This is a genomic window from Flavobacterium cupreum (assembly GCF_003996965.1).
Classification (GTDB): domain Bacteria; phylum Bacteroidota; class Bacteroidia; order Flavobacteriales; family Flavobacteriaceae; genus Flavobacterium; species Flavobacterium cupreum.
In genome coordinates this window covers 317,750-330,769 of the sequence record NZ_QWDM01000001.1, presented here as the reverse complement: position 1 = coordinate 330,769, position 13,020 = coordinate 317,750, and the positions used below count along the sequence as shown (strand labels likewise).

General features: G+C 41.0%; 7 protein-coding genes. 2 read left to right on the top strand and 5 right to left on the bottom strand.

The genetic code is table 11. The features are described 5' to 3' along the window. Positions 1–256 precede the first annotated feature (256 nt). On the top strand, positions 257–3,121 hold the full coding sequence (locus D0817_RS26175) for an RICIN domain-containing protein (protein WP_238160795.1): 2,865 nt from the start codon (positions 257–259) through the stop codon (positions 3,119–3,121). Positions 3,122–3,176: 55 nt separating this feature from the next. On the opposite strand, the gene D0817_RS01385 is transcribed toward D0817_RS26175, so the two are convergent. The 5 genes from D0817_RS01385 to D0817_RS01365 all read right to left on the bottom strand — a co-directional run bounded on the left by D0817_RS01385 (position 3,177) and on the right by D0817_RS01365 (position 9,772). After that, positions 3,177–4,532, bottom strand: coding sequence for a DUF3526 domain-containing protein (locus tag D0817_RS01385; protein ID WP_127336596.1), 1,356 nt, complete (start codon positions 4,530–4,532; stop codon positions 3,177–3,179). A gap of 1 nt (position 4,533) precedes the next feature. Further along, the gene (locus D0817_RS01380; protein WP_127336595.1) at positions 4,534–5,985 is read right to left on the bottom strand and encodes an ABC transporter permease; all 1,452 of its coding nucleotides are present in this window, start codon (positions 5,983–5,985) and stop codon (positions 4,534–4,536) included. A gap of 5 nt (positions 5,986–5,990) precedes the next feature. Beyond that, complete coding sequence (locus D0817_RS01375; protein WP_127336594.1) at positions 5,991–8,444, bottom strand: TonB-dependent siderophore receptor; 2,454 nt, start codon at positions 8,442–8,444, stop codon at positions 5,991–5,993. A gap of 11 nt (positions 8,445–8,455) precedes the next feature. Next, on the bottom strand, positions 8,456–9,151 hold the full coding sequence (locus D0817_RS01370; protein WP_127336593.1) for an ABC transporter ATP-binding protein: 696 nt from the start codon (positions 9,149–9,151) through the stop codon (positions 8,456–8,458). A 270-nt stretch (positions 9,152–9,421) separates the two neighbouring features. Next, positions 9,422–9,772: a hypothetical protein gene (locus D0817_RS01365; protein ID WP_167470918.1), complete on the bottom strand. Its 351-nt coding sequence runs from the start codon at positions 9,770–9,772 to the stop codon at positions 9,422–9,424. Positions 9,773–10,130: 358 nt separating this feature from the next. Here D0817_RS01365 and D0817_RS01360 point away from each other — a divergent pair, with 358 nt between their 5' ends. Beyond that, positions 10,131–12,557 carry a TonB-dependent receptor gene (locus tag D0817_RS01360; protein WP_127336592.1) on the top strand — a complete coding sequence of 809 codons (2,427 nt, stop codon included), beginning with the start codon at positions 10,131–10,133 and terminating at the stop codon, positions 12,555–12,557. Positions 12,558–13,020: the final 463 nt, after the last annotated feature.

Sequence of the window (13,020 nt, the reverse complement as noted above, 5' to 3'; positions counted from 1 at the left end):
TTTGCAGATGGAGCAGATTTTTCATTGTTGTGATTGAGTTTAATTTGTCATTTCGACAAAGTTTGCCCATTTCTTTGAGGAGTTTCCAGTGATCCTTCCTCCGCCACGATGACAAAAGCAAGCATGAAATCTGCTCCATCTCCCAGATCTGCGTGAGAAAAACATTTAACGCATTTTTTTTTAAGCCCTATATTATTTCAATGTGTTTAAAAAATCAGGCAACATACAAATAGTAACCCCAAACCTTAAATATTATATGAAAAACAATTACAGATTTCAGTTAAGTTTTCTCGTGTTTATGGCATTTAGCAGTTTTGCCATTGCACAAACCTCTTTAGGTTCGAGTAAGACATTTATGAATAATCTAAAGAAAGAACTAGTTGCTTCAACTTCAAAAAGTACCGAAAAAACAGTTTTACTTCAGGTTTCCAATTCCAAAAGCTTCAATGGAAAGATTAATTTCAAAGAGTCAAAATCTTCCAGTGAGTTTTTGATCGGAGAAATCAAAAATGTAGCAGAATCTTCTTTTTACCTGAAGGTGATGGACAAATCGCTGCAAGGGCATATCATTTTCAAAAAGTCTAAAGAAGCCTATAAATACTATTCGGATGCTCAGGGAAATGCGTATGTTGAAAAAGTTGACATTAATACCCTGATTTGTATCGACTATAAAAATGTTCCTGAAAACACCACTAAGAAAACCAGCAAAGCGACCGCAGCAGCCATTGCGCCGGCTTTACTGAATTTACAAAGTTTACCGGGAGCAGCAGGCTGTGTCATGCTGGATTTTGACGGTTACAACATGCCGGCCGGAAACCTTTGGAACAACGGAAACGCCATCAATGCAGCACCATCCGGAATGAGCGATGCAGATGTACAGCAGCATTGGGAAGTCGTTTCAGAAGATTACAGACCCTTCAGCGTGAATGTAACCACAAGCGAAGCGGTTTTTAATTCCTACCCAAGAAACAGAAGAATGCGCGTGGTGGTAACTCCAACCAATACTGCGGCCCCGGGGGCGGGAGGCGTTGCTTATATTGGATCCTTTAACTGGGACAATGATGTACCGTGCTGGGTATTTATTACCTCGGGTAAATCTGGTGGAGATGCCTCAGCGCATGAAGTTGGTCATACTTTCGATCTTGGTCATGACGGCCGTACCAATCCGTCAGAAGGCTACTTCCTTGGAATCGACGGTACTTCCTGGGCTCCGATTATGGGAGCAGGATATTACAGACCTGTCGTGCAATGGAGCAAAGGAGAATACAATTATGCCAACAACACTCAGGATGATGTCGCAATTATTGCCAGTGCCAAGTTTGGTGTCGGATACCGTGGTGATGATTACGGAAATACGACGGGTTCCGCAGCAAATTTAGATTACAACGGAAGCGGTGCCATCAACCAAAAAAACGGAATAATTTCCAGTGAAGCTGATTATGACTTTTTTACGTTTACAACAGGTGGCGGAAATGTTTCGATTAATGCCAATACAGTAGGAAGAGACGGAAACCTGCATCTTTTGATCAGGCTTTACAATGCAGCCGGAGCAGAGATGGGCACCTATTGGAATTCGGATCCTTTTGCTTTGAATGCGTCTATGAATGTAAACCTTCCGGCTGGTAAATACTTTATTGGTGTTGATGGTAACGGAGCAGGAAATGCAGGCTACGGCGGCTATTCGGCTTATGGTTCGATTGGTAGTTATTCGATTACAGGTACGATTCCTCCGGGAGGAAATATCACTCCTTCAACAGGCGTGATTACAGTATATAAAGATTGTAATTATACCGGATTTTCAGGCGGACTAACCATTGGCGATTACAATATGGCGCGTCTGAATTCTTTGGGCGTGTTGAACGATGATATTTCTTCACTAAGAATTACACAGGGATTTCAGGCTATTTTGTATCAGGATGATAACTTTACAGGAGCTTCAACCGTAATTAATTCGGATAATTCCTGTCTGAATGGCACGTGGAATGATAAAGTGACTTCGATTCGAATTCTGGCCAACGGAACGACTTCTTTAGGCAACCAGACCTTCTTTCTGCAAAACAGAAACAGTGGTTTAAACATGGATGTCTGGGGTGCCAGTTTGTCGAATGGAGCCAATGTAGCGCAGGGAACTGTCAATACAGGAAACAACCAGAAGTTTACGTTTACACACCTGGGTGACGGATTGTACAAAATCATCGCCAATCACAGCGGGCAGTCGTTAGATGTAAATGGTTTCAATACCGCCAATGGTGCCAATGTAGAGCAGTATCCGTATAACGGAACGACAAACCAGCAATTTATTCTGGTGGCTACAGGCGATGGATTTTATAAGATTGTAGCCCGTCACAGCGGAAGAATTGTTGAGGTTAGCAATGCGAGCACGGCAAATGGCGCCAACGTACAGCAATGGGACAATAATAACCAGACCTGCGGACAATGGAAACTGATTGCAACGACAACGGCACAAACATCAGCGTTGATTCAGGCCGAGGATTATTCGGCTATGAGCGGCATTCAGGTGGAAGCCACGACAGATGCCGGAGGAGGCTCTAATGTGGGCTACACCGAAACAGGGGACTGGATTGCCTACAATAATATCAATTTCCCGACTTCAGGTTCGTATTTGATAGAATACAGAGTCGCCAGCGGGGTAACGGGAGGTAAATTATCTTCTGACCTGAATGGCGGAACAATTTTATTAGGCAATGTAGATGTGCCAAATACGGGAGGCTGGCAGAACTGGCAAACGGTGACCCAAAACGTAAATGTGAATGCAGGAACGTATAATTTTGGTATTTACATTCAGAATACGGGTATGAATATCAACTGGATCAGAATTACAAAAATCGGTGCGGGCGCTCCGGCTTCGACAATTGTTGCGGAAGCCCCTGAAACAGTTGCCCTGAATGTATATCCAAATCCGGCTACAGATGTATTGTTTTTTACAACCGCTGTAACGGGAGGAACGATTAGTGTTGTCGATTCCCAGACAGGAAGTTTGGTAGCTGTACAAAAAAGCAGTGACAACAGCCTTAACGTTTCGGGTCTGAAAACCGGAATTTATCTGATTGTTCTCGATCAGGACGGCAAAAGAACGGTGAAACGTTTTATAAAGAAATAAGTTTTTTCAACAATAGAAGAAAGGCTGCCTTAAATGGCAGCCTTTTTTTGTTTCATTAAAAGGTTTGTAGTTTATTGTTCCTAAAATTACTCCATCCTAAAACAATAAACAGTAAGTTGAAAAAGAGCAGGGGCAAAAATGCTTTCGAAAGTTGTATGGCTGACGTATCTTCAAAAGTTTCCACCTTAAACTGCTTCCAGTTTTGCTGGTTTACCGCTTCATTATCGAATATTTTCGGGTAAAAATGCAAACGCAGTTTTTCATGAAATTGCCGGGTTGCCCTGAGAAACAAAAGCTGGTTTTCTAAATCCGATTTTGCAATTTCATTCAGCTGCAGCTGGGTGTGCAACGTCGGAATAAACAGCGCTATAAAAGCACTGGCTTCATTTCGTTGCGCCAGTTTTGCCTGCAGCTCTTTTGATTGTACTGCCGAATCATCGTCACCGGCCTGTTGCATCGCATAATACCAAAGCCAGCTAAATTCAGCTTCCGGTAAAGGATAGCTCCTAAATTGTGGATAATGACTGTAGAATTTGTCCATCGTTATCTTTTTATCCATGTCCCATTTTTCGTGGTAAGCATTTCTTTGTTTCAGTGTCAGTTCCAAAGCTTCGGGAACCGTATATTGGCTGACGATGTATGTATTGATCGTCGCTGGTAAAACGATAATCAGGAACAGCCAGATCGTCAAGAGCATTACGGCATTAAAATTAGAATTCTTTTGCAATGAAACGATGTAAAAACAAACGGCGAACCAAAACAGGAGGTACAAAATTCCCACGCCACAAAACACCAAAAATGATTTGTCGATCGGAATATTCAAGCATAAAACGGCTGCAAAAAGTACAATGGTGAGAAGGGCGATTACACTTAAAATCCGGATATAAAACAATTTCAGAATGTATAAAAAAGTATTCTGACTTTGGGTGGCCACGATTTTCCAGGTGCCGCTTTCTTTTTCCTCTGAAATGATATTGTACGTAAAAGCGATAATTAAAAGGGGAAAAAGATACACCAGCACAAAACTAAAATCGATATTTCCGGATAGTAAATTATTCGGATTATTGAGTTCGGCATCGTATTGCTGTGCTTCCAGACCGCGAATGGTTACACTCTGAACCGACGGATTTACATCGCGCTGGCCAATCGCCAGACTGTTCACCGGAATCGTTTTATTGACGAGCGAGAATTTGATATAGTAGAGCAGCAGACCCATTTCATCTTTATGAAAAGCCGCATTCCGTGCAATATGTTCCTGCTGATAAACGGCTGCTTCGTTTATCGCATCGTTTTGTTTTTCCTTAAACTGTTTTCCGATCAGGAGACTCACGAATCCGATAAACATAAGGAATAGTAACCCAATTTTTGTTCCTTTCGAACGTATGAAATTTTTAAAAAGTAATACTAACATATTAGATGGCTTTTAGATTTTTAGCTGCGATTCGCAATAAAAAAAACAACAGGATTATCCAGAGAATAAGTGAAATAACAGCACTGATTTCGTTTTTCAGAACAGCCCGGATGCCTTTGGGTTCATAATGGAATTCGGCTATGTCTGCCCAGTGTCCTTTATCGATGGTAAGCGGTTTGCCTGTGGGGCCGGGTTTCTTATTGCTGATGTATTTGACTTGCAGGCCGTTCATTTTCTGAGCCATGTTGTAGCGATAAGCTTCGGCTTGTTTCTGAAAATCGATATACGAATCATAATCGGTATTTGATAACCCCATCGAGAGGTTTTTCATCGCGATATACGGATTGATAAAAGAGACTGCTTTCGAAAAACGGTTTTGTTTTTCATACATTTTTAAAAGTTCCTCCAGATGTTTATTGTAAATACGCGAACTGATTTTTTCGCCTTCCGTCATGATAAAACCGGAATAGTTGAACGGAAGCTGCTGCACAGAATCGACTTTGTGTGCGCTAAGCAAAGAATCTTTGATCGCTTTATAATGCAGGTCATTCGGATTATGGCTGTCTCCCTGTTTGAGAATATCTTTTTCAATGTCACTGTTGAATTGTATTTTCGAAGGTGCTTTATACAAATAAGCACCCATAGCCTGAGTGGTTCTTGGTAAAATGATGGTACAGACCAGCCAGATTCCGATCAGGGAAATCAACGCTTTTTTGGAAGTTGCACTGGCAGCGGAAACCAAAACAGCAATCGTGCAGAAGAATAACAAATAAACAAAATGAAACAGAACGAACAAGAACATTTTCAGCGTCTCATCAGGTGAGATCGTGAAGCCCTGCAATAGCAGCCAAATGAAAACCAGAACCACAATTGTCGGAACGAAAAGCAGCATCAGGACGGAAGCGACTCCCAATATTTTGCCGGTAAGCAGTTGTTTCCAGTTGATTCCCTGACTTAAAAGCAGTTTTAAGGTTCCGTTTTCCCTTTCGGCTGCGACCGAATTAAAACCTAAGAAGAAAATCAATAAGGGCAATAAAACCTGCAGCACCATGGCAATACTAATTTCACCAAAGCGAAGCATACTATTGGAAAACCCGGCCTCAGAAAAATTGGCGGTGTTTTGTTTATGGGCTTCGAGGAAGATGGCGTTTCCGAAAAAAGGTTCCATTCCAAATTCAAAAACACTCAGCGAAGTACTTTTTCGAAATGCAAAGTTCCCGTAATGCGCCATGCGGTGCGGATTTTTATCGGGATTATTGAGCCAGTCTTTTCTGGACTCGTGCTGGTATTTTTCGCTGGTTTCATTTTGGCCGGAATAATTTTCCCAGCCTGAAAAAGCCGCGTATAGCAATAAAACACCAATAAAAAGGGTAATGATAAATACGGCCTTATTCTGAAAAACAGATTTTTTCAAATGTTGGGCTATTAAAATTTCGATGTGAAAGAACTTCATACAGCTTAAAATTTATAAGTTACGGTAAGGCTGAAATTTCGGGGTGCACCCGGAAATAACCTCAGATAGTTCTGTGCGCCCAGCCAATAGGTTTTATTCAGTAAATTGCCGGCATTCAGGGCAATTTGCAGGTTACTGATGATAGGTTTATAATACAAGGCAGCATCAAAAAGGGTAAAATCAGGAAGTGTGAAATCCCTTGTAAACCACGGAATCTTACTGCTTTGGTACTGCATTCCAAAACCGATTCCCAGATCTTTCAGGGCAGAATCGGCAGCAAAGTTGTAACGGGTCCATAAATTGGCGCTGTTTTTTGGCGTATTCTGTTTTCTCGCACCAATCAGCGAAAGATCACGGTCATTGGTAATTTTCGCATCAATATAACTGTAAGAAGCATTGATCTGCCAGTCAGGCGTCAGGTAACCGGCCAGATCACATTCGAAACCACGGCTGCGTTCCGCTCCTCTGGTCACTAACAAATCAGGATTTACAGGATCATTGGCATTCATTAAAATATTACGCTGGTTGATTTCATAAACCGCAGCATTAAAACTCATAGTGTTGTCCAGAAAAGTGGCTTTCAGTCCGAACTCTTTCAGATTGCTTTCCAAAGGATCAAACTGACTTCCGGCAGGTAAACTTCCGGTTTGCGGCATTAAAGTAACTGTATTCGATTGTGGCTGATACCCTTCAAGATAAGTCGTATACACATTAATGGCAGTATTCACCGCATACGTTACACCAACGCGGGGCAGTAAAGCTGTTTTTTTAACAGTCAGTTCGTTGTTGGTTTCATAATTGGTAATGTCTTCAAACCATTCGTTTCGTAAACCTAATAAAAAAGTGAATTTCTCCCACCGCACCTGATCCTGTATATAAACCGCATTGGTAGTAGTCAGCGCCGACGGCAATGCCGTTCTCACATTGAGTATATAGTCTTCCGGACTTCTCATCGCATACGACGGATTGTTCAAATCAAAAAAACTGACATTCGGTTTGGGCAAAACGACGCCGTTGATTGTGACTGTCTGATATTGATCAGCATTGGCAGCAAAGAATGAGCTGGCTACGGTTCCGTTCTTTAACAAATAACCCCTGGCCGCATTTTGTGCGCCGCCTTTGTTTTTATTCCAGCTGCTTAAATCGTATCCGGTCAGTAATTTATGATGAAGTTTTCCCGTTTTAAAATCAAAGTTGAAATAAGCACTAAGATTATCCACATCCCAATATTGCTGACGCTGTACAAACTGCATCATGGCGAGGCTGGTTACGGGTTTGTTGTTGATGTCTACCGCAAAAGCATTTGTCGTTCGGTGTTCCTGAAGGTCTTCTGTCCAGGTTTGCTTCATGTAAGCGGCATTAAAACCAATTTTAGAGCTAAACTTATGCGCAAAATTGGTCGTCAGGATCATTTCTTTTGATTTGAAAAAATCACCTGAAGCACCTAAATTTAAACTAATCGGTGTCTGATTCAGGTTAGTCACACCCGCAACCGCGCCAAAAATGGGCTGGCCGCGATCCAGGACTCCTGTCATATTGCTCAGTATTAATTCGGTATTAATGGCTGTCTTTTCATTCGGAATATAAGTAAAGGAAGGCGAGACCAAAAACGATTTATTGCCCACCAGATCCCGAAAGGATTTCGCCTCCTGATACGCTCCGTTGACGCGGTATAAAAGTGTTTTGGATTCGTTTAGAGGTCCTGTAAAATCTAACGTCCCTCTTAAAGTACTGAAACTTCCAACGCTTAAGCTCACTTCTTTTCGGTCAGTGGCCAAAGGTTTTTTGGTCACCAGGTTGATGCTTCCGCCCGGATCAACAGAAGAGAATGTAGCACTCGAAGGGCCTTTTATGACTTCAACACGTTCGATATTGCTCGTCAGCGGCTGCAGGAAATAATACTGGCGGGTTCGCATTCCGTTGATAATCTGTCCTTCTTCATTCTGGCTGATGCCGCGAATGGTGTATTGATTGTAATAACTCGCCGGGATAACGCCACTGGCCATTTTTACCGCATCAGCAAGATAAAAAGCACCTTTGTCGGCGATTAATTCTTTGGTTACGGTCGATATAGATTGTGGAATATCCTTATTGAGCGATGCTGTTTTTGTTGCCGCAAATGAATAATCACTGTTGTACTTTTTAACAGAGCGGCCTACAATTTCTACCGTTTGCAATTCGTTCAGCGCAGTTTCCAGTGCGACAGTAAGGAATTCATCCGTTGCAGTTATTTGCTGCGTTTTGTAGCCCGGAAAACTGATCTCAAGAATTCCGTCGCCTTCAAGACTAAAATTTCCGTCCTCATTGGTGGTAGTTTCTTTGCCCGAATTCAGCAGTTTTATGCTGGCTCCGATGACAGCTTCTTTTGTATTGCGACCTGTGATTTTCCCGGAAATCGTTTGGGAATAAGCCTGATGAAGGGCAATTATTGAAAATAAAAAGCCTAGTAAATGTTTCATTTTATTTTCTTTTAGACGGTTTGTAAATACATGTTTTCCAGTTCATTTGCCGAAATTTTGGCCGCTTCGATAATCGTGACCAGATTTCCCTGTTTCATGATGCCGATATGGGTGGCGACTTCCCTGGCCCTGAAAATATCGTGTGTGGCCATTAAAATGGCTGTTCCGTCTGCCGAAAGTTCTTTTAGGATTTGAGAGAATTCGTTGGACGCTTTGGGGTCCAGGCCACTGGTAGGCTCGTCCAGCAATAAGACTTTTGCCTGTTTTGCAATAGCGATCGCGATCCCGACTTTCTGGCGCATTCCTTTGGAGTAACCGCCAAGATGCTGATCGTGTGCTTTGGTTTGTAAACCTGCTTTGGTTAGAAAATAAGTCAGTTCCCCATTCGAATACCGGAATCCTGCGAGTGCCGAAAAGAATTTCAGGTTTTCCAGTCCTGTCAGATTCGGGTATAACATGACTGTTTCAGGGATATAAGCCACGTATTTTTTGGTTTCCTGCGGATTTTCCGTAACAGATATATGGTTGATTTCCAGCGTTCCGCTGCTGGGTGGTATAAAACCTAAAAACAGATTGATGGTAGTCGTTTTCCCTGCTCCGTTTTGTCCCAAAAGGGCGAAGATTTCTCCTTTTTTAATCGTGAGGTTCAGGGCATTCAAAGCGATATGATCGCCATATTTTTTGGTCAGGTTTTCAGCTGTAAGCATAATGATATGGATTTGGATTTGTTGGATTGTACAAAACAGAAATAGTGAACTCCTGCTGTCACTTCAGACAACAGTCAGTTTTATTTCGAAAAAAAACTAAGGGATAGTTTACTATGAATTTGAAAATGCAGGACGTGTTTCAGTTCGAAACAGAAACAGGTTTTATGTTTTATCTGAAACGTAAGTTCACATAAACGGTATGCAAAATACACTTTCGTCCGGAAAAATTGGCGAAAGATATTTCATCTTGAAAAAAATAGAAGTAGTAAACTATACTAAAGAAGGGGGAGCCCTGAGCGCAAAAAGACTGCCTTTAAAAAAGGTTGAAGCGGCTTTTGTAAAAGTAAAGGTAACCGGATTAGCAACGCTTATTTTATGAAAAGATAAAGGCTGAAAATGATTGGGGATAAAGGTGCTAAAAGCAAAATGACAGACAGGACAATTGTTCTCTACAGTATGGCTGTGTGTAATCTGCTTTTGATGTGAAGCATAATGGTGATCGCAATGTTTCTCGGTGAGTTGCTTGTAAATATGCTCATAAGAATGCAGCGTCTGAAACAGCATCGCGAACAATACGGTAAAAGACATCAAAAGATTAATTAAAACTACTTTTTTCTTCATTCCTGATTCATAAGGAGTTGAGCTTGTTTGAGTCCGTTTCTGGAACTTATTTAACGCAACTTGGTTGCAAATATAGAAATCTAAACGGCAATTTCAGCAAAGTTGGTTTTATTTTTTTGTGTTCTTTTCATCATAATTTGTAAAAAGGAATCCAATTTTTTTAACATTATTTTTGAATTGTGACCATTTGATCGGTTCTGCTTCGATTACGATAATTAATGCGGCATTTTTTTTTGATTTCGAATTTAATAGGAGCGATTTAAATAAAATAACTATTTTTATTTAGAACGGTTAAAAATAATTTGGATTGAATACTATTTGAGTTTACTTTTGCGATGAATTTTAACTCCATACCAAAATGAAAATAGCAACCATTACAAAAATGCTGTGTAGTTTGCTGTTCCTGATTTCCTTAAATATGATGGGACAGGAAACGGGCAAAATAACCGGAAAAGTAACTTTGAGCGGAAATACTCCGGCAGAAAATATTTCTGTTACGCTTAAAGGAACAAAGCATAATGCCTTAACCAATGAAAAAGGGCAATATGAAATCAAAAACGTTAAACCTGCTACGTATACGATTAGTATTCATGCAGTAGGAATTCGTCCCGTTGAGGATAATATTGTAGTAACAGCAAAACAAACGACTACTAAAAATTTCGCACTTGCTGAAAATCAGGAAGATTTGGATGAAGTGGTCATTACAAAAAATAAATACAAGCAGGACAAACCTTCTTTGTCATTGCGCCTTCAGACTCCGGTACTTGAAATTCCCCAAAACATTCAGATTGTAAGCGGTCAGACTTTAAAAGACCAGCAGATTATCAGTATGAGTGACGGAGTGATTCGTAATGTGAGCGGAGCTGTACGTCTGGAACACTGGGGCGATATGTATACCAACATTACCATGCGTGGTTCTCAGATTCAGGCGTTCCGCAATGGATTCAATGTAGTGTCTTCTTTTTGGGGTCCACTTACGGAAGATATGAGTTTTGTAGACCATATTGAATTTGTAAAAGGCCCGGCAGGATTTATGCTTTCCAACGGAGATCCAAGCGGACTTTATAATGTCGTGACCAAAAAACCAACCGGAATCACAAAAGGGGAGGCTACCGTTATGGCCGGAAGCTATGATTTCTACAGAGCAAGCATTGACCTTGACGGGAAACTGGATAAAAAAGGTAAATTTTTATACCGATTCAATGGAGCGGTACAAAAGAAAGGTTCTCACAGGCCTTTTGAACATAATGACCGTTACGTAATTGCTCCGGTGCTTTCGTACCAGATCGATGATAAAACTAAAATTACGCTGGAATACAATTACCAGCACGCGAATATGTCTGAAGTAGGGTCTTTTTATGTCTTTGGTGCTGACGGCGGCGGATATGCCACCCTGCCAAGAAACTTTACTATGACACAACCGGGATTACCGGATACGAAAATGAATGATCACAGCGGATACTTCACTTTTGAACATAAGTTTGATGACAACTGGAAACTTACCGCACAAACATCTTATTTTAAATACCTTCAGGAAGGATACAGCTCATGGCCGACAGCTGTTGGCCCGGGACCTGTTTATCTGGATGATGATGATATCACCGATGAGCAGCTTGGTTACGGCCAGGTGATTCGCAACGTTGGGATCTGGGATGCCGAAAGTAATATGTATATGGGACAAATTTTTCTGAACGGAAAATTTACAACAGGATCAGTGACGCACAAAGTATTAGGTGGTGTTGATTTGGGGAATAAAGAATATCAGGCTGACTTTTATCAGTCACATGATTTAGATACCTACGACAAACCCTTTGATGTTTTTAATCCGGACTATGGAACTCCGTCTAACGGTCTGCCTAATTTTGATCGAAGCACACCGCTTAAACAAAGGTCTTTTGGAGGGATAACTTCAGAATATGCAGCAGGTTATATTCAGGATGAACTTGGTTTTTTTGAGAACAAACTGAGATTGACCCTTGCAGCAAGATACACCTGGGTGAACCAGTCAGGCTGGGGAGATGTTCAGGAAGACAGTCATATTACACCTCGTGTAGGACTTAGTTATTCTATCACACCAACGACCTCTGTTTACGGATTATACGACCAGGCTTTTACACCGCAATCGGGTATTATAAAAAGTGGAGAAGCGATCAAGCCGCTTACGGGTAATAATATGGAGTTTGGTATTAAGAAAGACTGGTTTGACGGATCGTGGAGTACTACGGTTTCGGCTTACAGAATCATTAAGGAAAACGAACTTACGGGAGATCCTGCTAACGGACCAAACGATATCTGGAAAGTAGTATTGGGTGAAAAAAGAGCACAGGGTGTTGAGTTTGACGTAAGAGGTAAACTTCTTGACGGACTGAACCTGATCGCCAATTATGCCTTTACGGAAGCAATTGTAACAGAATCTAATCTATTATCTATTACTGAAGGAAGTGCTCTGACAGGATTTTCAAAACATGTTGCGAATGCGTGGTTGAATTATACGGTCGTATCCGGTAAATTAAAAGGATTCGGAGCTTCTATAGGAGGAACGTATCTGGCAGGAAGACAGACGGATTCATGGGCGGTAGGATTAGAGAAACTTCCGGAATATTTCAAACTGGACGGAGGTTTATCATATGAAAGCGGAAAAATGAAATTCACCGCCAATGTATTTAATATTCTTGATAAATATTTATATAGTGGTTCTTATTACGCTTCAAGAAATGTGAATACCTATAACTGGCAGACCGAACAGCCAAGAAACTTCAGAGTTGGAGTAACGTACAAATTCTAAAAAAAATATTCTTTATACGCCAATTGATTTATTGCGTCTTCCTAAAACGGGCAGACAGTTAACAATAAAAATTCTGTGAACCAGTCAGTTTTCCTGACTGGTTTTTTTTATTGCTATGGGAAAGTTGATTTTATTTTTCACTTTCCCACAAAAGTTGTGGGAAAATCGATTTTAATTTTAGTTTTCCCACAGAAAGTGTGTGAAAGTTGATTTTATTTTTCACTTTCCCACAGAAGTTGTGTGAAAATGAATTTTTATTTTGGTTTTCACACAGAAAGCGTGTGAAAGTGAACTTTTATTTTCGTTTTCACACAATAGTATGGAAAAGCAATGTGTAAAACGCAAGAAATAAAATGCACTAACCCCAGGTATTTGTCATTCCGGGGAACGAGGAATCACACATGCTGTTGTCGAATACTGTTGGCGAATACGGGATGCGATTCCTTCGTTCCTCTGAATGACA

Coding starts and splice junctions, on each gene's coding strand:
- D0817_RS26175 (WP_238160795.1), top strand. CDS start 257: ATGAAAAACAATTACAGATTTCAGTTAAGTTTTCTCGTGTTTATGGCA.
- D0817_RS01385 (WP_127336596.1), bottom strand. CDS start 4,532: ATGTTAGTATTACTTTTTAAAAATTTCATACGTTCGAAAGGAACAAAA.
- D0817_RS01380 (WP_127336595.1), bottom strand. CDS start 5,985: ATGAAGTTCTTTCACATCGAAATTTTAATAGCCCAACATTTGAAAAAA.
- D0817_RS01375 (WP_127336594.1), bottom strand. CDS start 8,444: ATGAAACATTTACTAGGCTTTTTATTTTCAATAATTGCCCTTCATCAG.
- D0817_RS01370 (WP_127336593.1), bottom strand. CDS start 9,151: ATGCTTACAGCTGAAAACCTGACCAAAAAATATGGCGATCATATCGCT.
- D0817_RS01365 (WP_167470918.1), bottom strand. CDS start 9,772: ATGAAGAAAAAAGTAGTTTTAATTAATCTTTTGATGTCTTTTACCGTA.
- D0817_RS01360 (WP_127336592.1), top strand. CDS start 10,131: ATGAAAATAGCAACCATTACAAAAATGCTGTGTAGTTTGCTGTTCCTG.